Here is a 22,440-nt window from a genome sequence, read left to right as displayed (position 1 = left end):
AGTTAAGCCCTTTTTGTACGAATATATAGGAAGAGATCAAGAAAAATAAATTATTTAGAAAAAGTACTTGTTTCTTCTTTTAAAAGGTGTTATATTTGTATTCGCCGCTGAAACAGCGCGGTTGAGAAATAACATTCAAGAAAAAAGTTGTTGACTTCATCTTGATAGAATGTTATATTAATAAAGTCGCCTCTGAGCGAAAATGAAGATGATCTTTGAAAACTAAACAAGACAAAACGTACCTGTTAATTCGAGTTTTTATAAAAAAATCCTATGATACATCATAGGTAGTCAGTCAAACTGGCGAGGCAGGAAATGATCACATGCTAAGTTCGCTACATCGTGTAGCAACGCATGTGTGATATGCATCCTGCATACCTCGGAGAGTTTGATCCTGGCTCAGGACGAACGCTGGCGGCGTGCCTAATACATGCAAGTCGAGCGGACAGAAGGGAGCTTGCTCCCGGATGTTAGCGGCGGACGGGTGAGTAACACGTGGGTAACCTGCCTGTAAGACTGGGATAACTCCGGGAAACCGGAGCTAATACCGGATAGTTCCTTGAACCGCATGGTTCAAGGATGAAAGACGGTTTCGGCTGTCACTTACAGATGGACCCGCGGCGCATTAGCTAGTTGGTGAGGTAACGGCTCACCAAGGCGACGATGCGTAGCCGACCTGAGAGGGTGATCGGCCACACTGGGACTGAGACACGGCCCAGACTCCTACGGGAGGCAGCAGTAGGGAATCTTCCGCAATGGACGAAAGTCTGACGGAGCAACGCCGCGTGAGTGATGAAGGTTTTCGGATCGTAAAGCTCTGTTGTTAGGGAAGAACAAGTGCAAGAGTAACTGCTTGCACCTTGACGGTACCTAACCAGAAAGCCACGGCTAACTACGTGCCAGCAGCCGCGGTAATACGTAGGTGGCAAGCGTTGTCCGGAATTATTGGGCGTAAAGGGCTCGCAGGCGGTTTCTTAAGTCTGATGTGAAAGCCCCCGGCTCAACCGGGGAGGGTCATTGGAAACTGGGAAACTTGAGTGCAGAAGAGGAGAGTGGAATTCCACGTGTAGCGGTGAAATGCGTAGAGATGTGGAGGAACACCAGTGGCGAAGGCGACTCTCTGGTCTGTAACTGACGCTGAGGAGCGAAAGCGTGGGGAGCGAACAGGATTAGATACCCTGGTAGTCCACGCCGTAAACGATGAGTGCTAAGTGTTAGGGGGTTTCCGCCCCTTAGTGCTGCAGCTAACGCATTAAGCACTCCGCCTGGGGAGTACGGTCGCAAGACTGAAACTCAAAGGAATTGACGGGGGCCCGCACAAGCGGTGGAGCATGTGGTTTAATTCGAAGCAACGCGAAGAACCTTACCAGGTCTTGACATCCTCTGACAACCCTAGAGATAGGGCTTTCCCTTCGGGGACAGAGTGACAGGTGGTGCATGGTTGTCGTCAGCTCGTGTCGTGAGATGTTGGGTTAAGTCCCGCAACGAGCGCAACCCTTGATCTTAGTTGCCAGCATTTAGTTGGGCACTCTAAGGTGACTGCCGGTGACAAACCGGAGGAAGGTGGGGATGACGTCAAATCATCATGCCCCTTATGACCTGGGCTACACACGTGCTACAATGGACAGAACAAAGGGCTGCGAGACCGCAAGGTTTAGCCAATCCCACAAATCTGTTCTCAGTTCGGATCGCAGTCTGCAACTCGACTGCGTGAAGCTGGAATCGCTAGTAATCGCGGATCAGCATGCCGCGGTGAATACGTTCCCGGGCCTTGTACACACCGCCCGTCACACCACGAGAGTTTGCAACACCCGAAGTCGGTGAGGTAACCTTTATGGAGCCAGCCGCCGAAGGTGGGGCAGATGATTGGGGTGAAGTCGTAACAAGGTAGCCGTATCGGAAGGTGCGGCTGGATCACCTCCTTTCTAAGGATATATGGAGCAGCGTACGTTTTTCGTCTTGTTTAGTTTTGAAGGATCATTCCTTCAAACATGTCTCTAGCGAGACAGGATTGTTCTTTGAAAACTAGATAACAATAAGTAATACATTCACATTGAATGCAATGCAAAGTTCATCACACATAGTGATTCTTTCTAAAGTAAGAAATGGTTAAGTTAGAAAGGGCGCACGGTGGATGCCTTGGCACTAGGAGCCGATGAAGGACGGGACGAACACCGATATGCTTCGGGGAGCTGTAAGCAAGCTTTGATCCGGAGATTTCCGAATGGGGAAACCCACTGCTCGTAATGGAGTAGTATCCATACTTGAATACATAGAGTATGAGAAGGCATACCCGGGGAACTGAAACATCTAAGTACCCGGAGGAAGAGAAAGCAAATGCGATTCCCTGAGTAGCGGCGAGCGAAACGGGAACAGCCCAAACCAAGAGGCTTGCCTCTTGGGGTTGTAGGACACTCTATACGGAGTTACAAAGGAACGATATAAGCGAAGAGGTCTGGAAAGGCCCGCCAAAGAAGGTAACAGCCCTGTAACTGAAATGTTGTTCTCTCCAGAGTGGATCCTGAGTACGGCGGAACACGTGAAATTCCGTCGGAATCCGGGAGGACCATCTCCCAAGGCTAAATACTCCCTAGTGACCGATAGTGAACCAGTACCGTGAGGGAAAGGTGAAAAGCACCCCGGAAGGGGAGTGAAATAGATCCTGAAACCGTGTGCCTACAAGTAGTCAGAGCCCGTTAACGGGTGATGGCGTGCCTTTTGTAGAATGAACCGGCGAGTTACGATCCCGTGCAAGGTTAAGCAGAAGATGCGGAGCCGCAGCGAAAGCGAGTCTGAATAGGGCGCATGAGTACGTGGTCGTAGACCCGAAACCAGGTGATCTACCCATGTCCAGGGTGAAGTTCAGGTAACACTGAATGGAGGCCCGAACCCACGCACGTTGAAAAGTGCGGGGATGAGGTGTGGGTAGGGGTGAAATGCCAATCGAACCTGGAGATAGCTGGTTCTCTCCGAAATAGCTTTAGGGCTAGCCTCAAGGTAAGAGTCTCGGAGGTAGAGCACTGATTGGACTAGGGGCCCCTACCGGGTTACCGAATTCAGTCAAACTCCGAATGCCGATGACTTATCCTTGGGAGTCAGACTGCGAGTGATAAGATCCGTAGTCGAAAGGGAAACAGCCCAGACCGCCAGCTAAGGTCCCAAAGTATACGTTAAGTGGAAAAGGATGTGGAGTTGCTTAGACAACCAGGATGTTGGCTTAGAAGCAGCCACCATTTAAAGAGTGCGTAATAGCTCACTGGTCGAGTGACTCTGCGCCGAAAATGTACCGGGGCTAAACGTATCACCGAAGCTGCGGACTGTTCTTACGAACAGTGGTAGGAGAGCGTTCTAAGTGCAGTGAAGTCAGACCGGAAGGACTGGTGGAGCGCTTAGAAGTGAGAATGCCGGTATGAGTAGCGAAAGACGGGTGAGAATCCCGTCCACCGAATGCCTAAGGTTTCCTGAGGAAGGCTCGTCCGCTCAGGGTTAGTCGGGACCTAAGCCGAGGCCGAAAGGCGTAGGCGATGGACAACAGGTTGATATTCCTGTACCACCTCCTCACCATTTGAGCAATGGGGGGACGCAGGAGGATAGGGTAAGCGCGGTATTGGATATCCGCGTCCAAGCAGTTAGGCTGGGAAATAGGCAAATCCGTTTCCCGTGAAGGCTGAGCTGTGATGGCGAGCGAAATTTAGTAGCGAAGTTCCTGATTCCACACTGCCAAGAAAAGCCTCTAGCGAGGTGAGAGGTGCCCGTACCGCAAACCGACACAGGTAGGCGAGGAGAGAATCCTAAGGTGATCGAGAGAACTCTCGTTAAGGAACTCGGCAAAATGACCCCGTAACTTCGGGAGAAGGGGTGCTTCTTAGGGTGTTAAAGCCCCGAGAAGCCGCAGTGAATAGGCCCAGGCGACTGTTTAGCAAAAACACAGGTCTCTGCGAAGCCGTAAGGCGAAGTATAGGGGCTGACGCCTGCCCGGTGCTGGAAGGTTAAGAGGAGCGCTTAGCGTAAGCGAAGGTGCGAATTGAAGCCCCAGTAAACGGCGGCCGTAACTATAACGGTCCTAAGGTAGCGAAATTCCTTGTCGGGTAAGTTCCGACCCGCACGAAAGGCGCAACGATCTGGGCACTGTCTCAACGAGAGACTCGGTGAAATTATAGTACCTGTGAAGATGCAGGTTACCCGCGACAGGACGGAAAGACCCCGTGGAGCTTTACTGCAGCCTGATATTGAATGTTGGTACAGCTTGTACAGGATAGGTAGGAGCCTTGGAAACCGGAGCGCTAGCTTCGGTGGAGGCATCGGTGGGATACTACCCTGGCTGTATTGACCTTCTAACCCGCTGCCCTTATCGGGCAGGGAGACAGTGTCAGGTGGGCAGTTTGACTGGGGCGGTCGCCTCCTAAAATGTAACGGAGGCGCCCAAAGGTTCCCTCAGAATGGTTGGAAATCATTCGCAGAGTGTAAAGGCACAAGGGAGCTTGACTGCGAGACCTACAAGTCGAGCAGGGACGAAAGTCGGGCTTAGTGATCCGGTGGTTCCGCATGGAAGGGCCATCGCTCAACGGATAAAAGCTACCCCGGGGATAACAGGCTTATCTCCCCCAAGAGTCCACATCGACGGGGAGGTTTGGCACCTCGATGTCGGCTCATCGCATCCTGGGGCTGTAGTCGGTCCCAAGGGTTGGGCTGTTCGCCCATTAAAGCGGTACGCGAGCTGGGTTCAGAACGTCGTGAGACAGTTCGGTCCCTATCCGTCGCGGGCGCAGGAAATTTGAGAGGAGCTGTCCTTAGTACGAGAGGACCGGGATGGACGCACCGCTGGTGTACCAGTTGTTCTGCCAAGGGCATCGCTGGGTAGCTATGTGCGGACGGGATAAGTGCTGAAAGCATCTAAGCATGAAGCCCCCCTCAAGATGAGATTTCCCATTCCGCAAGGAAGTAAGATCCCTGAAAGATGATCAGGTTGATAGGTCTGAGGTGGAAGCGTGGTGACACGTGGAGCTGACAGATACTAATAGATCGAGGACTTAACCTATATTCTAATGTGAAAAATGAACATTGTTATCTAGTTTTGAGAGAACATTCTCTCCATCAGGTTTGGTGGCGATAGCGAAGAGGTCACACCCGTTCCCATACCGAACACGGAAGTTAAGCTCTTCAGCGCCGATGGTAGTTGGGGGTTTCCCCCTGTGAGAGTAGGACGCCGCCAAGCTTTTCAAAGGATCAGTTCCAGTCGGAACTGGTCTTTTTTGTGTTTTTTGAAAGAAGATGAACCTAATTGATATGTTGTATGAACCAGATTGATTTAATTGGCGACAAGTGTGCAGGATGCTCTCAAACAACGAGAAAGTCTGTGAAGCATGTTCACTTTTTTAAATGTAGAGAAAAATAATAGAGAGAAAGAATAGCAGGTGTATAGTCAAAACATTCATTGCGTTTAACAGTTAAAATGAAGAAATATCTATATCATTAAAGCATAAAAATTGAAAGTCTGCTGATATTTTTAAAGGATTTACTCGTTTTTAAAGAGAATATAGAGAAGAGAAATACAGCTGTTAATCGCTGAATTGAAGCTGTTTTGACTGGTAACATCAACATCATCTGTTAAAAGAAATACGTCATGAAAAATGAAATAAAATTTTTTTAATATAGCCTTTACAAATGAGTGAAACCTGTATATAATAATCTTTGTCGGATCGAGAGATTCCTACATAGTGGAGGATTAGCTCAGCTGGGAGAGCATCTGCCTTACAAGCAGAGGGTCGGCGGTTCGAGCCCGTCATCCTCCACCATATTTATTCTTACATAATGTTAGGATAGATAAAGCCGGTGTAGCTCAACTGGTAGAGCAACTGACTTGTAATCAGTAGGTTGGGGGTTCAAGTCCTCTTGCCGGCACCACTTTCATATGGTAAGATAGACAAGTCGCTTTAAAAGCGAGCCATTAGCTCAGTTGGTAGAGCATCTGACTTTTAATCAGAGGGTCGAAGGTTCGAGTCCTTCATGGCTCACCATTTTCATGCGGGTGTGGCGGAATTGGCAGACGCGCTAGACTTAGGATCTAGTGTCTTTATGACGTGGGGGTTCAAGTCCCTTCACCCGCATTGCCAAACAACATAAAGAAATCCTGTAATGCGGAAGTAGTTCAGTGGTAGAACACCACCTTGCCAAGGTGGGGGTCGCGGGTTCGAATCCCGTCTTCCGCTTATACCATCCACGCCGGGGTGGTGGAATTGGCAGACACACAGGACTTAAAATCCTGCGGTAGGTGACTACCGTGCCGGTTCAAGTCCGGCCCTCGGCATTATAAAATAAGCGCCCGTAGCTCAATTGGATAGAGCGTTTGACTACGGATCAAAAGGTTAGGGGTTCGACTCCTCTCGGGCGCGCCATTAAGATCGGGAAGTAGCTCAGCTTGGTAGAGCACTTGGTTTGGGACCAAGGGGTCGCAGGTTCGAATCCTGTCTTCCCGACCATCTTTTATGGGGCCTTAGCTCAGCTGGGAGAGCGCCTGCCTTGCACGCAGGAGGTCAGCGGTTCGATCCCGCTAGGCTCCACTTTTTAAAAGATTATTTTATATCATGGCGGTGTAGCTCAGCTGGCTAGAGCGTACGGTTCATACCCGTGAGGTCGGGGGTTCGATCCCCTCCGCCGCTATAAAGGACCTTTAGCTCAGTTGGTTAGAGCAGACGGCTCATAACCGTCCGGTCGTAGGTTCGAGTCCTACAAGGTCCACCATCTATACGGAGGAATACCCAAGTCCGGCTGAAGGGATCGGTCTTGAAAACCGACAGGGGTGTCAAAGCCCGCGGGGGTTCGAATCCCTCTTCCTCCGCCATATTTTTAAAAAATGATATCATCGCGGGGTGGAGCAGTTCGGTAGCTCGTCGGGCTCATAACCCGAAGGTCGCAGGTTCAAATCCTGCCCCCGCAACCAAATTTTTTCTCTAATGGTCCGGTAGTTCAGTTGGTTAGAATGCCTGCCTGTCACGCAGGAGGTCGCGGGTTCGAGTCCCGTCCGGACCGCCACTTTCAAATGAATACTTGGCTCGGTAGCTCAGTTGGTAGAGCAACGGACTGAAAATCCGTGTGTCGGCGGTTCGATTCCGTCCCGAGCCACTTTTATAAATAAATATCAGTATGGCGGTTGTGGCGAAGTGGTTAACGCACCAGATTGTGGCTCTGGCACTCGTGGGTTCGATTCCCATCAATCGCCCCATACATATTTTTGCGGGTGTAGTTTAGTGGTAAAACCTCAGCCTTCCAAGCTGATGTCGTGGGTTCGATTCCCATCACCCGCTCCATTTGCATATCGTTCATGGGCCTGTAGCTCAGCTGGTTAGAGCGCACGCCTGATAAGCGTGAGGTCGGTGGTTCGAGTCCACTCAGGCCCACCATGACTTTCCGCAGTAGCTCAGTGGTAGAGCTATCGGCTGTTAACCGATCGGTCGTAGGTTCGAATCCTACCTGCGGAGCCAAATGGAGAAGTACTCAAGTGGCTGAAGAGGCGCCCCTGCTAAGGGTGTAGGTCGCGCAAGCGGCGCGAGGGTTCAAATCCCTCCTTCTCCGCCATTTTTCTGGCCCGTTGGTCAAGCGGTTAAGACACCGCCCTTTCACGGCGGTAACACGGGTTCGAATCCCGTACGGGTCATTTTTTAAAGAGGTCTAATAAAGACCTCTTTTTTATTTTCCACAAAACGAAAGACCGCCATCATAGCGGTCTTTTTTACATATTCATGGAATAGATCGTATAAGACAAGTATGTCGCAAAGAATCCCCATAAAACATAAGGAATTAATAAAATTGGGACAACTTTGCTTAGTTTACGTGAGACGATGACAAGTGCGAGTGCTGTCAGTGCTACAAGCAGGCAGTCGATCGTAGCTGCAAATAGATCTTTTTGTGTAAATTGAAAAAAGCTAAAGGCTTGATTGAATACATAATTTAAAAGAAACAGAATCCAAAATGGTAATGTGATTTTTTGAAAACCATACTTTGCATAAATGATGGCGGCAGATAACGAAATGAGGGCGAATAAGACAGCCCAGACCGTACCGATGACACCACCACTAGGTGTCCATTCAGGTTTATTTAGTGCGTCATACCATTCTCTGTCGATAGGGAACAGGAACCCTGCAATAGAAAATAATGCGTATGTAATAAAGAAGACGATAACCGCCCAAATGATACTTTTTTTAGCCATCCAGAAATCTCCTCCCAATCAAATTCACTCTTCAACTTATTTCCCAATTATTACATGATATAAACATCAAGCCCCCAATATGTGGGGACTAATCATTTTTTTTAGTATAAGGATCTTCTTCGTAAGGCTTCAAGTCACCAAACACCGTCATGACGCCTTCTTCATCTAATGCTTCTTCATAAGCTTCGTGTGCTTTATTTGGATAGACCTTGCTTGCTTTTCCTTCAATATCAGCAGCTGCAAACCCTTCGTAGTCTTCCACATAATCTTCATCTTCTGATTGTGTATACACATCATCGTATGTCAATGGAGGAAATTCCATATCGGACGGGGTATCAGAGTTCCCATAGCGTTCTAAGTCTTGGTAGGCATCTTCTCCATCATATGCAGCACTTTCTTCATTTTCAAATTTCCCTGATGGTGGACTTAATAAATCTTCTTCAATGGGACGGTTTTGTGAAACGGTCTGTTCTTTTGAATGCTCTGTGCATGTGACGGCGGTGGGAAGGGCTTCTAAGCGTTCTTTAGGAATAGGGGCTTTACACACTTTACACAAACCATAAGAGCCGTCTGCCACTGCTTGGAGTGCTTCATTGATATCGGAAAGATGCTCATGTTCCAAACTGTTTAAGGCAATGTCTTTTCCGCGTTCGAATAGTTCTGTCCCTTGGTCGCCAGGGTGGTTATCATAGGCTGACAGTTCACCCACTGAATCATAAGGAAATGATACTTTCTGTTCATCATCATGGCTTTTGGCTTCAATTTCTTGTTTTTCATCGAGAAGTCGCTGCTTCAACTGATGTAATTCGTTTTTAGACAACAAAGCGATCACCCTTTCATATCAAACATATTGTTAGTATGAGCAAATTTTTATGTAAGACTTGTGCCAATTTGAAGCAATTCTTCAATAAAAAACGCCTGCGGCTGCAGGCGTTTCGTGTTATGCGAGATAATATTGTAAGATCAATGCGATCGTTAACAGGAAACCAAAAAACGTATTGGTTTGTGCTGTCGACTTCATGGCATTCATTAATTCAATTGGTTTTTCTTTTTGCTTAAATTCTTTAATGGCTGTATAAGCTTTTGGCACACTGAGTAAGACAAGAAGACTCCAAAGACCCACGATATCCATAAAGATATAAACAAAAATGAGTACATATGAGATCACAAACATGGAAAGTAGGATGTTGACTGCCGCTTTACGTCCAGCTAGGATAGCAAGTGTCTTTCGTCCATTCTCTTTATCACCGTCTAAATCACGGATATTGTTCGACAGTAAGATGGCACCAACTAAAATAGAGATGGGTATTGAAATGAGCACAGATTTTGATGTCAATGTTCCTGTTTGGATATAGAAACTAATTAAAATGATGCCTAGTCCCATAAAAGCACCTGATACAAGTTCTCCAAATGGTGTATAAGCAATTGGTACAGGGCCACCGGTATAAAAATAGCCTGCTGCCATACAAATTAGTCCTATGAGTGCAATCCACCAGCTAGACATCATGCAAATATAGATCCCAAGTAATAAAGAAAGCGCGAATAAGGCATAAGCGAGGCCTAAAACTGTTTTTGGTTTTACACCGTTTCTCACGATCGCTCCGCCGATACCGACAGATTTCTCATTGTCCAATCCGCGGACATAATCAAAGTACTCATTAAACATGTTCGTTGCAATTTGGATAAACATCGATGCAAATAGCATAGCTAAAAATAGCCCAACATGTATTTGACCACTAGGAAGTGCTAGGACAGTTCCTAAAGTAACGGGAATAAATGCCGCTGTTAATGTATGCGGTCGTAGTAAATTCCACCAAATCCGCCAGTTTTTATCAGGCTTAATTGGTGAAAGCTGATCTGATATCGATTGATGCTGCATAAAATATACTCCTTTAAATAAAAAAATACGTACACGTCCAAATTCCAGTTTAGCAAAGTTCAAAAAGGTGTCAATATATTGATGCGATGAAACAAGAAAAAGATGTTTGCTAATCGTTCCCATCTAGAGAGAAAGCTTGATCTTCGAACAGGTCTTACCATTTTTTAAGGATGTTCTCATTTCAATAAGCGGGAGCGAAAAAATCTTGAAAGCGTGATATAATAAGGATTCGAGGTTTTAAAAGCTGTTTTCTTTACTAAGTTCATCTGTTAAGGTTTATAATAGAAAAGCAGGTCATTCGACATACTCGAATGTTCATGTATTTTTTTACATGATGGTTTTATTTTTATATGTTATTTCATGGATTTTGGAGGAATGTATCATGGTGACAACAGTGCAAAGTACTTTCCGGCAGGAAGCGCTTGCGACATTAGAAGAAGCGAATAACGTCAACCATGCTGTTTTGATAAGCTACTCCAGAAGAGTTGACGATCTGGATCCTCTTGCCTTTTTCCAAAGCGGCGAAGCGGATTTTTTAGGCGAGCGGTTTTTTTGGTCTGATCCAGAAAGCCAAATGATATTTTCTGGACTTGGCAGAGCGGCCGTGATTAAATCATCAGAGCAAGGCAAAGAACGATTCAATATCGTCCATCAAGAATGGGAGCAGCTGAAACAGCATATGTTCCATTTTCATGATGAGAAGGAGTTAAAGCAAGCGGCAGTTGGTCCGCTTTTATTTGGAGGATTTTCATTTGATCCATATGAAGAGAAGGCGCGTCACTGGGAAGCATTTGGCGAGGCTCATTTTTTTGTGCCATCGATGATGCTGACTGTTTCAAAAGAAGGCACGTTTCTAACGATCAATGAATGGAACGAGGTGGACGGGAATGTTCATCAGCTCATTCAAGAGTTAGAACAGAAAGCTTCTAATTTTGATGCATTGCCTGTCAGAAATCATGGACAAGCTGAGCTTGTTCATATGGAAGAGTTAGATGTCCAGGAATGGATGAAAGCAATCCATGAAGCGACAGAACACATTCGTGTGAACGAATATGAAAAGGTTGTTTTAGCAAGAGAAGTCTTGCTTCACTATAAAAATCAAATTGAACTCGCTCCACTATTAGCAGAATTACTAAAACATCAAACAACGAGTTATGTATTTGCTATAGAGCAGGGAAGACAAGCGTTTGTCGGGGCGACTCCTGAACGTTTAGTGAAAAAAAGCGGTGGTGAAGTCTTTTCATCTTGTTTGGCAGGTTCTATTGTACGTGGTCAAGATGAAGTAGAAGATCAGGCACTAGGTGAGGAACTGCTTCATGATGAGAAAAATTTGATTGAACATCAAATTGTCGTGAATATGATTGAGCAGGCATTTGAAGCAAACTGCCATCATGTGCATAAGCCAAATCAACCAAGTCTTTATAAAACGAAAAACATTCAGCATTTATTTACACCCATTGTGGGAGAAATCAAAAGCAGCTGTTCACTCTTTTCATTAATTGAACAGCTTCATCCAACACCAGCGCTTGGAGGATATCCTAAGGAAAAAGCGGTAGAGGTGATTCGTGAAATCGAACCGTTGAAACGCGGTTGGTATGCGGCGCCAGTGGGATGGATTGATTCTAAGGACAATGGAGAATTTGCTGTCGCCATTCGATCAGGTCTTATTGAGGAAGACCAAGTTCGTTTGTTTGCTGGATGTGGAATTGTAGAGGATTCCCTTGCAAAACAAGAGTATGAAGAAACGCAAGTGAAATTAAGACCAATGCTGTCTGCTCTTGGAGGTCGTCCTATTGAATAATCAAATCATGACAAGATATATTGGCAGATTAATGGATGAATTTGTGCAAAGTGGTGTGAAGGAGGCAGTTGTTTGTCCTGGCTCCCGTTCAACACCGCTTGCGATGCTCGCTCTTGCTCATCAAGAAATCAATGTCCATGTGTTAGTGGATGAACGGTCTGCTGCTTTTTATGCACTGGGTCTTGCGAAAGCGAGCCAAACACCAGTGCTACTCATTTGTACATCAGGTACGGCAGCAGCTAACTTTTACCCAGCTGTTGTCGAGGCACATTATTCCCGGGTACCACTGATTGTTTTAACTGCTGATCGGCCGCACGAATTGAGGGAGGTTGGGGCACCTCAAGCGATTGATCAGCAATTCTTATTCGGTAAGTTTGTTAAATGGTTCACAGACTTAGCCTTGCCAGAAGAAAGCCAAACGATGCTGCGGTATGTCCAAACTGCTGCTGCTAGGGCAAGTCATGTGTCAACGCAGGAGCCAAAGGGACCAGTTCAGGTGAATGTGCCGCTGAGAGAACCATTGCTACCTGACTTGTCTATCGATCCTTTTGATAGAGAAGAAGGAGCTGCGAACAAAGTTTTAGCAGCAGGTCAAGCTCGTCCGGATGATCGGGTTATGTCAGAATTAGTGTCTATCATGAACAAAGCGGCAAAAGGAATCATTGTTGCTGGTGAACTTCACTCGGCGGAAGAGCAGGCGTCAGTGTTACGTCTTGCAAAAGCTTTGCATCTGCCAATTTTAGCTGACCCGCTTTCTCTTTTGCGAAATGGACATGAAAGTGAAGAATACATCATAGATGCGTACGATTCTTTGTTAAAAGATGAGGCATTGCAGCAGCATCTCTTGCCTGAAATGGTCATTCGTTTTGGACCGATGCCTGTGTCTAAGCCTTTATTTAAGTGGCTGGAAAAGCATGCGGAAGTGAAGCAGATTGTCGTCGATGCTGCGGGTGGTTATCGAGATCCTGGTTTAAGCGCATCATACATGATTGAAAGTCATGCAGCCTCTTTTGTAGAAGAAGTCTTGATTAGAGCGGAAAAGCGTCAGGATACATCTAATTTACGACGCTGGCAGAGTGTCAATTCTTCTTTTAGAATGCATGTAAATCAATACAATGATGAGGACCTGACATTTGAGGGAAATGTGTATCGTCAGCTGCAGCACCTTTTGCCAAAAGAGAGTGTGCTCTTTATCGGAAATAGTATGCCTATTCGAGATGTCGATACCTTTTTTGAAACGCAGTCAAAACCGTTTCGGATGATGGCGAATCGCGGAGCAAATGGCATTGATGGTGTTGTGTCCACAGCTCTTGGAACATATGCAGCCTTGAAACAACCCATCACTTTAGTCATCGGCGATTTGTCTTTTTACCATGATATGAACGGTCTTCTTGCAGCTAAGCTAATGGACATTCCGCTCACGGTTGTGTTGTTAAACAATGATGGAGGAGGAATCTTTTCTTTCCTTCCGCAGGCATCCGATGAACCGTATTATGAAAAGCTCTTTGGTACGCCGACTGGGTTGAATTTTGAGTATGCATCAAAGCTATATGGGGGAACCTATTCGAAGCCGACAACGAAAGAAGAGTTAAAAGATGTGTACTTGGCGCATATCCAAGAACCAGGGCTTCATTTAATTGAGATTGAAACTGACCGGCATTCTCGCGTGGGCAAACATCGCCAAATGATGGACGAGATATTGAGGGAAGTGAAAAAAGAATGCCTTCACTCATAATACGAATGCACGATGGTGTGGCGTATGAGGTGATAGACCATAACCCATCTGCTGAAAATGCCACGTTATGTTTACATGGCTTTACAGGGAGTGCAGCTTCTTGGGCTTTTTTGAATACTTATACAGAAAAACATACAAGATTGATTCAGGTCAGCTTGCTTGGACATGGCCGCACAGACTCACCAAAGAGTATAAGAAGATATGCAATGTCCCAGCAGCTGGCAGATCTTGTTGAGATTTTAGATCAATTAAAGCTTCACAAAGTGAATATTCTCGGATATTCTATGGGAGGGCGTATTGCTTTATCATTTGCCTCCCGTTATCCAGAACGTGTAAACAAGTTGATTCTTGAGAGTACATCTCCAGGGCTGAACTCTTTTAAAGAGCGGATGGCGAGGCTGAATCATGATCATCAGCTAGCTCAAAAGATCAGACATGAAGGATTAGCGCAGTTTGTGGATTTTTGGGAGAACATTCCGCTGTTTGCTTCGCAGAAATCCTTGCCAGCGGACAGGCTAACGCAACTGAGAGAGGGAAGGCTAAAAGCCGATCCTAACGGGCTGGCTCGCAGCTTAGAAGGTATAGGAACGGGCTCACAGCCGTCTATGTGGGAAGCATTAAAGCAGATAAAACAGCCTGTTTTACTCATTTGCGGAACACTTGATAAAAAGTTCTGTCACATCGCCAAACGTATGCAGCAGGCGCTTGAATACAGTCAATTCACAGTAGCAGAGCATGCTGGGCATACAGTTCATGTGGAACAACCACATTTTTTTGGTAAAATAGTAAGTGAGTTTATTTTATCGCAAGATTAGAGGAGGAAATATTGATGGCTATTGAATGGCAAACTGAGCGTCAGTATGACGAAATTTTATATGAAACATATAATGGGATTGCAAAAATCACCATTAACCGTCCGCATGTACATAATGCATTTACGCCAAAGACTGTAAGTGAATTAATTGATGCATTCTCACGTGCTCGCGACAATTCAGATGTTGGTGTCATTGTCCTTGCAGGTGCTGGAGGAAAAGCATTCTGTTCAGGTGGAGACCAAAAAGTACGCGGTCATGGCGGCTATGTAGGAGACGATCAAATTCCGCGTCTAAACGTCCTAGACTTACAGCGTTTAATTCGTGTCATTCCAAAACCAGTTATTGCGATGGTTGCGGGCTATGCGATTGGCGGCGGGCATGTGCTTCATGTCGTGTGTGACCTTACCATTGCAGCAGACAATGCGATTTTTGGACAAACAGGACCAAAAGTGGGCAGCTTTGATGCTGGTTATGGATCTGGCTATCTTGCACGTATTGTGGGCCATAAGAAAGCAAGAGAGATCTGGTACTTATGTCGTCAATACAATGCACAAGAAGCGCTTGATATGGGACTTGTCAACACAGTTGTACCATTAGAGCAGCTGGAAGAAGAAACAGTGAAGTGGTGTGAGGACATGCTAGAAAAGAGCCCGACCGCTTTACGATTCTTGAAAGCTGCATTTAATGCTGACACAGATGGATTAGCTGGTATTCAGCAATTTGCAGGAGATGCGACCCTTCTTTATTACACAACAGATGAAGCAAAAGAAGGACGCGATTCCTTTAAGGAAAAACGGAAGCCAGACTTCGGTCAGTTCCCTCGTTTCCCTTGATTCAATGATATTGATGAAAACAGCTTAGTGCATCAGACTGAGCTGTTTTCTTTTATGAAAAGGAGGTGTCATGATGAAGCAACCCAATTGGCTGCTGCACCGTGCGTATTTAACGCCAGACCGGGTCGCACTCATTTATCAAGACAAAGAGTGGACATTTCGTGATTTAGCGAATGATGTAGACCAACTTGCGAATCGACTGACACGTGTCTCTTTTAAAAAAGGGGATACGGTTGCGATTTTAATGAACAACCATCCTCATATGGTCATGCTTGTTCACGCTTGTTTTTTATTAGGCTTCAAGATTGTGTTATTGAACAATAAGTTAACAAAAGCAGAGAGACGTTTTCAGTTGGAAGATGCGAAAGTCATGGCTTTATTAACAGAGCCTGCATATGCAAATGAGCATCATGGTGATTTACCTGTTTATACAATAGAGACTTTACCTGATGCAGATCATGATATGGAAAAGAAGGTCGTACATGATATTGATTTAAATGAGACGGCGACGATTATGTATACATCTGGAACGACAGGACGCCCTAAAGGGGTGGAGCAAACGTTTGGCAATCATTTTCATAGTGCTGTTTCCTCGGCATTGAATTTAGGGATCAGGGAGGACGACCGCTGGCTCATTGCCTTGCCTCTTTTTCATATAAGCGGTTTATCCGCTATATTTAAATCTGTCATATACGGTATGACTGTCGTGCTTCATCAAAAGTTTGATGTCGATGAAGTCAAGAATGCTATTGAACAGCATCGAGTGACGATGTTGTCAGTTGTTCAAACCATGCTGTCCCGTTTATTAAGTGGACTTGAAGAATGTCCGTCTTCTTTGCGCTGCCTGCTGTTAGGCGGAGGCCCTGCACCTTATGCGATGCTTCAAGAGAGTAAGGAGAAAGGATTTCCTGTGTTTCAATCGTACGGTATGACGGAGACCTGCTCGCAAATTGTGACACTTGCGCCAGAATTTAGTGTGGAAAAGCTTGGATCAGCGGGAAAACCCCTTTTTGGGTGTGAATTAAAGATTCAAGATGAGGACCGTCCGTGTCGTCCTTTTGAGCATGGTGAAATCATGGTAAAAGGTGCAAATGTCATGAAAGGCTACCTTCATCGTCAAGAGGCAACAGCTGCTGCATTTGAGCAGGGCTGGCTGAAAACGGGTGATATTGGCTATGTAGATGAGGACGGATTCTTATTTGTGCTTGATCGGCGGTCAGACTTAATTATTTCTGGCGGAGAAAATATTTATCCAGCAGAAATTGAAGCAGTTCTTTTAACACATCCAAATGTAAAGGAAGCTGGAGTGACGGGTATGTATGATAAAAAATGGGGAGAGGTACCTGCTGCCTTCCTTGTGACAGATGAGCAGATTCCGGAGAATGAGCTCTATGCTTTATGTCAGTCGCAATTAGCCAAGTATAAATGGCCCGCCGCTTTTCACTTTGTGGATGAGCTGCCAAGGAATGCGTCGAATAAATTGCAGAGGCACAGACTCAAATCAAAGGGGTTTTTAGATGATTCAAATTGAACGTGTGATCTTATATCATGTCACGATGAAACTCAAACAGCCATTTACAACGAGCCTTGGGACCATTTCAGAGCGTGAGTTTATTATTGTCGAGGTCAAAGATCAAACAGGATTAACTGGATGGGGAGAGGTATCTGCCTTCTCTTCTCCGTGGTATACAGAAGAAACCATCGAGACCTGCTATCACATGCTCAGGGCTTTCTTTATCCCGAACGTGCTGACCCGATCTTTTACACATCCTTCGGACATACCAGACAGCTTGTACCATTTTAAAGGCAATAGAATGGCCAAAGCGGGAATTGAGGCAGCTGTGTGGGATATTTATGCGAAGCGAGAAAATAAGTCCTTACGTGACGTCTTAGGCGGTACTAGAGATAGAATTCCATCTGGTGTCGTTGCGGGGTTAGGACCAATAGATGATATGATTCAGCAAATCGAGCAGTTTGTTGATCAAGGCTATCAGCGTGTGAAAGTGAAGATTAAGCCGGGACAAGATATTGGACTTCTACAAAAGATAAGGGAGTCTTTCCCTCACCTCCCGTTAATGGCGGATGCAAACTCTGCTTATGAATTAAAGGATATTAGCAAACTGAAGCAGCTCGACGATATTCGTTTATTAATGATTGAACAGCCTTTAGCTGCAGATGACATTGTCGATCATCGGCATTTGCAAAAGCATTTAAAAACACCAATCTGTTTGGATGAAAGTATTTGTTCTTTAGATGATGCGAGAAAAGCTGTAGAACTTGGAAGCTGTCAGATTATTAATGTGAAGCCTTCACGAGTTGGAGGGCTGACTGAAGCACTTAAAATTCATGCGTTCTGCAAGGAGCAGCAGATTCCGTTATGGTGCGGTGGAATGATTGAAACAGGCATTTCTCGCGCACAAAACGTGGCACTTGCATCACTTCCGCAATTTACGATTCCTGGGGATATTTCAGCATCGTCGAAATATTGGGAGCAGGATATCATTTTTCCTGAAATTAAAGTTGAAAATGGGTTTATTGAAGTACCGCGTTCTCCAGGTATGGGTGTAGAAGTTGATTATCAAGCGCTTCGTTCTTTCTCAGATAAAATTGATGTGTTTACAAAACATGATTTTGTGAAATGAAAACGAATGAATCGCCATTTGCACCAATCAATAGAACCACTGTATAGTTGAGGAAAGTTTTTCCTTCCTGTCTGAACAAAAAGAAAGAGCGGTTATCCGCTCTTTCTTACTCTTCTACAAGCCCGCTGTCGTAAGCAAGCTGGCCAATATACTGATGCATGTCATTGGGCATGTCGGAAACATGTCCGTATTCATAATCCCAAAGATTTAAAAAGGAGTGAGCTGCTTGATAAAATGCAGCCTCGTCCGCGTCCTGAATTTCTTCAAGAAACGTTTGAGCAAGCCGATCGTTTTTCAAAGCGAAGCGCCTCCTTTAATGAGACTTAAAGGTCTTGAGGTTTAAACGTTTTACAGTCAGTTTCTTCACTTTTCTCAGCCGTATTTCCTGTATGGCTGACGACATAAATTGCATCTGCACCACAACGATTTCCAGCATTCCAGTAGGAACAGTTGTTTACTTCACAAAGGATTTTTTGACTCATACAGATGACCTCCTTTTGAGTATGTCTTTCATCTATAATGTAACCGAAGTAAGGGGCGTTCATTCATGTTAATCTTCCTGACGAATATAACGCTTATCTTTCATAAACAATTTCCAGAAGAAGTAGAACCCAGGGAAGAGGATGATAAACCCTACAATATACGTAATAAATAATGCCCTAAATGTGACGGGATCTGTAAACCCAGACATGATGGTAATATCAGGATAGGCCATATAGGGCAAATGCGCATGTCCATACACATAGCTTGCTAAGAAATATTGAATTGTAATGGCGATAACCGCTAAACGTGGTCTCCCTTTCCGATGTTTAAAGCGGCTGTTTGGTAAAAATAGAGCCAAACCTGCAAGCAAAAACATGAGCAGAGAAACAAGCAGGATCGGGATGTTCTGCATCATTTTTGTGAACAGCCAATTGGCCTCACTTCTCAGTGTGAGCATGATAAAGAAAGCCATCATGAGAGAAAGCGGACCTGTAATCAGTGCTCCTCTTCTATAAATGTTATAAGCCTCATCTTCGTTTGCAACATTAGAAAAATCAGCTAAAAGCAAAGATGAGAGGAAAAGGGTACTGAAAATCGCAAAACCTACGAAAGAATAGACATTTGCGCTTGTAAAGACCAATCCTAAATCTAATGAGTAGACATTATTCTCCTGAAAGATGAATCCACCATGTGTAATGGGGAGAACCATGATGAGGATGGACGGAATAATAAAGCCGCTAATTCCTGAAATATATGTCACGGCTTTTCTATATTTTTTAGGTAGTGAATGAGAGAAGACGAGAAATCCGCTTCGCAGTGCAAGAAGCAACAAAATAATGCTGCCGGGTATTAATAGAACAGTGCCTAGCACAAATGTTGCACCTGGAAACAGGCTAAACAAGGCAACGACGATGGCCACAATGAAGACGTTTGTTACTTCCCAAGTTGGAGAAAGATACTTATTTGCGATATTTGCGGCCTTTGTCTGCTCTTTGTTCATGTAAATCATTGACCAAAATCCTGCACCGAAATCCATTGATGCCATCACTGCATAGATAAACACGAATCCCCATAAGATGGTGATTGCAATGAGTGCATCAGTTGTTACATCCATTTGCATCAAGATCGCTCCCTTTTTAAGATTCTGTTAACCGTAAGTCTTCTTCAATTGAATGTTTTCTAAAGTAGTACGTCAGTACAATCACAGTTGCGATGCCTAAAATGAGATAGACAATGGCAAAAAGGATGAAAAGTGTACCGATAGATCCTGATGATGTGACGACTTCAGAGGTTTTGAGCATTCGATAAATCACCCATGGCTGACGGCCTGTACAGGCAAAGATCCAGCCAAATTCAATCGCCAAAAGACTAAGAGGCCCGCCAAATAAATAAAGGACAAGCAGCCATTTTGGATAATGATCGCGTTTTAAAATTTTGCGGTAAAACAGTGCTAACACAGCAAAGAAAATGAGCAATGAGCCGATAATGACCATTCCGTTAAATAATGTGTGAATAAATAAAGGCGGCCACTCGTCCCTAGGAAAATCATTTAACCCTTTAACCACAGTATCAAAGCTATTTCCTGCAAGAAAACTAAGTGCCCAAGGGATTTCGATAGCTCCTTTGATTTCTTGCGTATTGGCATCAGTAAAACCGCCAATGGCCAGAGGCGCATGTGATTGCGTTTCAAATAAACCTTCAGCACCCGCTAATTTTTCAGGCTGATATTCATACAGAAGCTGAGCTGATTCGTGACCGTTTAAGGCTGTGAGAAAAGAGAAAAGTCCACCAACAATCAGTCCAAGAAAAAGGGCTTTTCGATGAAAGGTATAGAGCTTTTCGTTTTTTCTTGTTTTCAACATTTTAAATGCAGCGACAGAAGCAATGACAAAAGCGCCTGTTGTAAAAGCAGACAGTACGACGTGAGTAGCAGTTACAACAAAACTAGGATTGAAAAATGCCTTCCAAGGTTCGATATTCGTTATTTCTCCATTGACCATTTGAAAGCCAGCGGGTGTTCCTTCAAAAGCATGTACGTTTGTAATGAGAATCGCTGAAGCTGCTGCACCAATGACAACGAAAATAACGGTAATGATGCGCATGGCTGGTGATAAACGATCTGCTGCGTACACATAAATAGACATAAATAATGCTTCAATAAAGAAAGCATAAATTTCTATTTGAAATGGCAGTGACATGACTTTTCCGATGACCTCCATAAAACCAGGCCATAGAAGGGCAAGCTGCGTACCAGCAATGGTACCGGTTGGAATGGCAACACCTAACAGAACAGCCTGCGCTTTTGTCCATCGTTTGGCCATGATGGCATAATGCGGGTCCTTCGTTTTTTGAAAGATGAGTTCAGCTAACAAAATCATTAGCGGGATGCCTACGCCAAGCGAGGCATAAATAATATGGAAGCCCATTGTTGTGCCGAACAGACTTCTAGCTAAAACGAGATCAGTCAATTTTTTCTCCGCCTTTCTTATCGCATCTCTTTTGATGGTGTTTATTATTCTCCACCATTTTTAGATTATTCTTCCTGACTAAGAAAGCTTGTTTTTTGACAAGTTGTAAAAGGGGGAGTAGAATATAACTATAAAACGTAATCATTACGTTTTAATGATGAAGGGAGTTTTGACATTGAAAAGAGATATTCATCCAACCTCACATGAAGTTGTATTTATGGACGTAAACAGCGGTTACCGCTTCTTAAGTAGATCAACAAAGACATCACATGAGACCGTAGAGTGGGAAGATGGGAAGACTTATCCTGTCATTAAAGTAGAGACAAGCTCTGATACGCATCCATTTTATACAGGACGCCAGAAATTCGGAGAAAAAGGCGGCAGAGCGGAGCAGTTTAAGAAAAAATATCAAATGTAAACAAAGAAACACACCTGATCATGGTGTGTTTTTTTGTGCAGTAAAAAACCCCGGCTGATCGCACGGGGTTCATGAATTCATTCAACATTTAAAGCTGTTTTTAATGTGTTTAAATTTTGTTTCATTAAGCTGACATAGCTTTCGCCATTTTTAGCATCATCTTCTGTAATGGATTCTAGATTTTTCAGTGTAAGGCTTTTTGCCCCAATTTCACTGCGAATCGTATCTGATACTTTACTGCTGACGTTATTTTCAAAAATGACATACTTGATGTGATGCTTTTCTGCCTGTTGTACGATATTTTCAAGCTGTTTTTGGGAAGGCTCTTCAGAAGCAGAGAGTCCTAGTACACTGATTTGCTCAATGCCATAGCGTTTTTCCCAGTAGCCGTATGCAGCGTGAGAAACAAGAATTTCTTTATGTTCTGCTTTAGATAACGTTGTTTTGAATTCCTGATCTAACGATTGTAATTCTTTTTTTAGTGATTCATAGTTTTTTGTGTATTCGTCTTTATGATCTGGATCTAGTGAAACGAGTGTGTCTTTAATATTTTTTGCCATTTGCTGTGCATAAACAGGGTCTAGCCATGCATGGGGATCTTTATCTCCGTGGTCGTGTCCATCATGGTCATGATCTTCACCTTCATGATCGTGATCATGGTCCTCACCTTCTTCATGAGCATGTTCTTCTTGTGTTGATAATAGCTTGATGCCTTCGGCTGCTTTCACTGTTTTCACGCCTTGGTCTTTTAACGTAGAAGCCGTTTTATCAGCAAATGCTTCAGCACCTGTTCCGCTGTAAATAAAGGCATCTCCTTCAGCCATTTCAACCATCGTTTTTGAACTTGGTTCAAAGCTGTGTGCATCTGCATTGGCAGGGTACACACTTTGAGCGTTCACGTGAGAGCCGCCAATTTTTTCAGTGAAATCTTGAATAGGGAAGATCGTCGTGTAAATGGTTAATTTCCCATCTGCTTTTCCTTTTGAAGCATTTGTCCCCGCACTGCTTGAGCAAGCGGCAAGACCGACCGCTAATAAAGCAGCTGTTAAAATAAAAAAGATTTTTTTCATCTAAGAATGTCTCCTCTCAACCTATTAGATAGAAATGATTACGATTTAATGTCCTGAGTTATTGTATCGTAATAATTACGATTTGAAAAG

General features: G+C 44.5%; 15 protein-coding genes, 21 tRNA genes and 3 rRNA genes. 31 read left to right on the top strand and 8 right to left on the bottom strand.

The window, feature by feature from the left end; translation table 11 throughout:
- Positions 1 to 376 precede the first annotated feature (376 nt).
- The 24 genes from M2353_RS14495 to M2353_RS14380 all read left to right on the top strand — a co-directional run bounded on the left by M2353_RS14495 (position 377) and on the right by M2353_RS14380 (position 7,654).
- A 16S ribosomal RNA gene (locus M2353_RS14495) occupies positions 377 to 1,925 on the top strand.
- A gap of 182 nt (positions 1,926 to 2,107) precedes the next feature.
- A 23S ribosomal RNA gene (locus M2353_RS14490) occupies positions 2,108 to 5,038 on the top strand.
- 61 nt (positions 5,039 to 5,099) lie between these two features.
- A 5S ribosomal RNA gene (rrf, locus tag M2353_RS14485) occupies positions 5,100 to 5,215 on the top strand.
- The 16S, 23S and 5S rRNA genes sit together here, the layout of an rRNA operon.
- A 504-nt stretch (positions 5,216 to 5,719) precedes the next feature.
- Positions 5,720 to 5,795 (top strand) — tRNA-Val (locus M2353_RS14480).
- Positions 5,796 to 5,828: 33 nt separating this feature from the next.
- Positions 5,829 to 5,904, top strand: a tRNA-Thr gene (locus tag M2353_RS14475).
- A 37-nt stretch (positions 5,905 to 5,941) separates the two neighbouring features.
- Positions 5,942 to 6,017, top strand: a tRNA-Lys gene (locus tag M2353_RS14470).
- 7 nt (positions 6,018 to 6,024) lie between these two features.
- Positions 6,025 to 6,107 (top strand) — tRNA-Leu (locus M2353_RS14465).
- 30 nt (positions 6,108 to 6,137) lie between these two features.
- Positions 6,138 to 6,209, top strand: a tRNA-Gly gene (locus tag M2353_RS14460).
- Positions 6,210 to 6,221: 12 nt separating this feature from the next.
- Positions 6,222 to 6,307, top strand: a tRNA-Leu gene (locus tag M2353_RS14455).
- A gap of 11 nt (positions 6,308 to 6,318) precedes the next feature.
- Positions 6,319 to 6,395: transfer RNA gene (locus M2353_RS14450), tRNA-Arg, on the top strand.
- A gap of 7 nt (positions 6,396 to 6,402) precedes the next feature.
- A tRNA-Pro gene (locus M2353_RS14445) sits at positions 6,403 to 6,479 on the top strand.
- Between the two features lie 8 nt (positions 6,480 to 6,487).
- Positions 6,488 to 6,560: transfer RNA gene (locus tag M2353_RS14440), tRNA-Ala, on the top strand.
- A 26-nt stretch (positions 6,561 to 6,586) separates the two neighbouring features.
- Positions 6,587 to 6,660: transfer RNA gene (locus tag M2353_RS14435), tRNA-Met, on the top strand.
- A 4-nt stretch (positions 6,661 to 6,664) separates the two neighbouring features.
- A tRNA-Ile gene (locus M2353_RS14430) sits at positions 6,665 to 6,741 on the top strand.
- A 7-nt stretch (positions 6,742 to 6,748) separates the two neighbouring features.
- Positions 6,749 to 6,841, top strand: a tRNA-Ser gene (locus M2353_RS14425).
- Between the two features lie 22 nt (positions 6,842 to 6,863).
- A tRNA-Met gene (locus M2353_RS14420) sits at positions 6,864 to 6,940 on the top strand.
- A gap of 15 nt (positions 6,941 to 6,955) precedes the next feature.
- Positions 6,956 to 7,032, top strand: a tRNA-Asp gene (locus M2353_RS14415).
- 17 nt (positions 7,033 to 7,049) lie between these two features.
- Positions 7,050 to 7,122 (top strand) — tRNA-Phe (locus M2353_RS14410).
- Between the two features lie 24 nt (positions 7,123 to 7,146).
- Positions 7,147 to 7,222 (top strand) — tRNA-His (locus M2353_RS14405).
- A gap of 11 nt (positions 7,223 to 7,233) precedes the next feature.
- Positions 7,234 to 7,307 (top strand) — tRNA-Gly (locus tag M2353_RS14400).
- A 16-nt stretch (positions 7,308 to 7,323) separates the two neighbouring features.
- A tRNA-Ile gene (locus M2353_RS14395) sits at positions 7,324 to 7,400 on the top strand.
- 6 nt (positions 7,401 to 7,406) lie between these two features.
- Positions 7,407 to 7,481: transfer RNA gene (locus M2353_RS14390), tRNA-Asn, on the top strand.
- 3 nt (positions 7,482 to 7,484) lie between these two features.
- Positions 7,485 to 7,575: transfer RNA gene (locus M2353_RS14385), tRNA-Ser, on the top strand.
- Positions 7,576 to 7,582: 7 nt separating this feature from the next.
- Positions 7,583 to 7,654, top strand: a tRNA-Glu gene (locus tag M2353_RS14380).
- A 75-nt stretch (positions 7,655 to 7,729) separates the two neighbouring features.
- On the opposite strand, the gene M2353_RS14375 is transcribed toward M2353_RS14380, so the two are convergent.
- From M2353_RS14375 to M2353_RS14365, 3 genes are all read right to left on the bottom strand, one after another.
- Positions 7,730 to 8,206 carry a TspO/MBR family protein gene (locus tag M2353_RS14375; protein ID WP_284725623.1) on the bottom strand — a complete coding sequence of 159 codons (477 nt, stop codon included), beginning with the start codon at positions 8,204 to 8,206 and terminating at the stop codon, positions 7,730 to 7,732.
- A gap of 88 nt (positions 8,207 to 8,294) precedes the next feature.
- On the bottom strand, positions 8,295 to 9,029 hold the full coding sequence (locus tag M2353_RS14370) for a TraR/DksA C4-type zinc finger protein (protein WP_284725622.1): 735 nt from the start codon (positions 9,027 to 9,029) through the stop codon (positions 8,295 to 8,297).
- Between the two features lie 117 nt (positions 9,030 to 9,146).
- Positions 9,147 to 10,085, bottom strand: a complete 939-nt coding sequence (locus tag M2353_RS14365) for a 1,4-dihydroxy-2-naphthoate polyprenyltransferase (protein ID WP_284725621.1) — start codon at positions 10,083 to 10,085, stop codon at positions 9,147 to 9,149.
- Between the two features lie 382 nt (positions 10,086 to 10,467).
- Here M2353_RS14365 and M2353_RS14360 point away from each other — a divergent pair, with 382 nt between their 5' ends.
- From M2353_RS14360 to menC, 6 genes are all read left to right on the top strand, one after another.
- Positions 10,468 to 11,886 (top strand): isochorismate synthase, encoded by a 1,419-nt coding sequence (locus M2353_RS14360; RefSeq protein WP_017358381.1) that lies wholly within the window; start codon positions 10,468 to 10,470, stop codon positions 11,884 to 11,886.
- Positions 11,879 to 13,621, top strand: coding sequence for a 2-succinyl-5-enolpyruvyl-6-hydroxy-3-cyclohexene-1-carboxylic-acid synthase (menD, locus tag M2353_RS14355; RefSeq protein ID WP_284725620.1), 1,743 nt, complete (start codon positions 11,879 to 11,881; stop codon positions 13,619 to 13,621). The genes M2353_RS14360 and menD overlap by 8 nt, the downstream gene beginning before the upstream one ends.
- The gene (menH, locus tag M2353_RS14350) at positions 13,606 to 14,436 is read left to right on the top strand and encodes a 2-succinyl-6-hydroxy-2,4-cyclohexadiene-1-carboxylate synthase (RefSeq protein ID WP_284725619.1); all 831 of its coding nucleotides are present in this window, start codon (positions 13,606 to 13,608) and stop codon (positions 14,434 to 14,436) included. The genes menD and menH overlap by 16 nt, the downstream gene beginning before the upstream one ends.
- A gap of 14 nt (positions 14,437 to 14,450) precedes the next feature.
- Positions 14,451 to 15,269, top strand: a complete 819-nt coding sequence (gene menB / locus M2353_RS14345; protein ID WP_008342913.1) for a 1,4-dihydroxy-2-naphthoyl-CoA synthase — start codon at positions 14,451 to 14,453, stop codon at positions 15,267 to 15,269.
- A gap of 70 nt (positions 15,270 to 15,339) precedes the next feature.
- The gene (locus tag M2353_RS14340) at positions 15,340 to 16,800 is read left to right on the top strand and encodes an o-succinylbenzoate--CoA ligase (RefSeq protein WP_268418602.1); all 1,461 of its coding nucleotides are present in this window, start codon (positions 15,340 to 15,342) and stop codon (positions 16,798 to 16,800) included.
- A complete protein-coding gene (gene menC / locus M2353_RS14335; protein WP_008342917.1) occupies positions 16,787 to 17,911 on the top strand; it encodes an o-succinylbenzoate synthase in 1,125 nt (374 codons plus the stop codon). Before M2353_RS14340 ends, menC begins: the two co-directional genes overlap by 14 nt.
- Before the next feature lie 106 nt (positions 17,912 to 18,017).
- Here menC and M2353_RS14330 read toward each other — a convergent pair whose 3' ends face one another.
- The 4 genes from M2353_RS14330 to M2353_RS14315 form a co-directional block, all read right to left on the bottom strand.
- Positions 18,018 to 18,209 (bottom strand): hypothetical protein, encoded by a 192-nt coding sequence (locus tag M2353_RS14330; RefSeq protein ID WP_017358376.1) that lies wholly within the window; start codon positions 18,207 to 18,209, stop codon positions 18,018 to 18,020.
- A 25-nt stretch (positions 18,210 to 18,234) separates the two neighbouring features.
- A complete protein-coding gene (locus M2353_RS14325) occupies positions 18,235 to 18,393 on the bottom strand; it encodes a DUF1540 domain-containing protein (protein WP_008360682.1) in 159 nt (52 codons plus the stop codon).
- A 68-nt stretch (positions 18,394 to 18,461) separates the two neighbouring features.
- Complete coding sequence (locus tag M2353_RS14320; protein ID WP_169476099.1) at positions 18,462 to 19,508, bottom strand: cytochrome d ubiquinol oxidase subunit II; 1,047 nt, start codon at positions 19,506 to 19,508, stop codon at positions 18,462 to 18,464.
- Between the two features lie 22 nt (positions 19,509 to 19,530).
- Positions 19,531 to 20,862 (bottom strand): cytochrome ubiquinol oxidase subunit I, encoded by a 1,332-nt coding sequence (locus tag M2353_RS14315; RefSeq protein WP_017358375.1) that lies wholly within the window; start codon positions 20,860 to 20,862, stop codon positions 19,531 to 19,533.
- 175 nt (positions 20,863 to 21,037) lie between these two features.
- Here M2353_RS14315 and M2353_RS14310 point away from each other — a divergent pair, with 175 nt between their 5' ends.
- On the top strand, positions 21,038 to 21,280 hold the full coding sequence (locus M2353_RS14310; RefSeq protein WP_017358374.1) for a type B 50S ribosomal protein L31: 243 nt from the start codon (positions 21,038 to 21,040) through the stop codon (positions 21,278 to 21,280).
- A gap of 77 nt (positions 21,281 to 21,357) precedes the next feature.
- Here M2353_RS14310 and M2353_RS14305 read toward each other — a convergent pair whose 3' ends face one another.
- Positions 21,358 to 22,350: a metal ABC transporter solute-binding protein, Zn/Mn family gene (locus M2353_RS14305; RefSeq protein ID WP_024719324.1), complete on the bottom strand. Its 993-nt coding sequence runs from the start codon at positions 22,348 to 22,350 to the stop codon at positions 21,358 to 21,360.
- Positions 22,351 to 22,440: the final 90 nt, after the last annotated feature.

This window comes from Bacillus aerius, from assembly GCF_029894105.1.
In the GTDB taxonomy this organism is placed as follows: domain Bacteria; phylum Bacillota; class Bacilli; order Bacillales; family Bacillaceae; genus Bacillus; species Bacillus altitudinis.
The sequence above is the reverse complement of the archived record's forward strand: the minus strand, read 5'-3'. Positions and strand labels throughout refer to the sequence as shown.

What these genes read in the sequence shown, in the direction of transcription:
- M2353_RS14375 (WP_284725623.1), bottom strand. Translation starts at nt 8,206, where the DNA reads ATGGCTAAAAAAAGTATCATTTGGGCGGTTATCGTCTTCTTTATTACA.
- M2353_RS14365 (WP_284725621.1), bottom strand. Translation starts at nt 10,085, where the DNA reads ATGCAGCATCAATCGATATCAGATCAGCTTTCACCAATTAAGCCTGAT.
- M2353_RS14360 (WP_017358381.1), top strand. Translation starts at nt 10,468, where the DNA reads ATGGTGACAACAGTGCAAAGTACTTTCCGGCAGGAAGCGCTTGCGACA.
- menH (WP_284725619.1), top strand. Translation starts at nt 13,606, where the DNA reads ATGCCTTCACTCATAATACGAATGCACGATGGTGTGGCGTATGAGGTG.
- menB (WP_008342913.1), top strand. Translation starts at nt 14,451, where the DNA reads ATGGCTATTGAATGGCAAACTGAGCGTCAGTATGACGAAATTTTATAT.
- M2353_RS14340 (WP_268418602.1), top strand. Translation starts at nt 15,340, where the DNA reads ATGATGAAGCAACCCAATTGGCTGCTGCACCGTGCGTATTTAACGCCA.
- menC (WP_008342917.1), top strand. Translation starts at nt 16,787, where the DNA reads ATGATTCAAATTGAACGTGTGATCTTATATCATGTCACGATGAAACTC.
- M2353_RS14325 (WP_008360682.1), bottom strand. Translation starts at nt 18,393, where the DNA reads ATGAGTCAAAAAATCCTTTGTGAAGTAAACAACTGTTCCTACTGGAAT.
- M2353_RS14320 (WP_169476099.1), bottom strand. Translation starts at nt 19,508, where the DNA reads ATGGATGTAACAACTGATGCACTCATTGCAATCACCATCTTATGGGGA.
- M2353_RS14305 (WP_024719324.1), bottom strand. Translation starts at nt 22,350, where the DNA reads ATGAAAAAAATCTTTTTTATTTTAACAGCTGCTTTATTAGCGGTCGGT.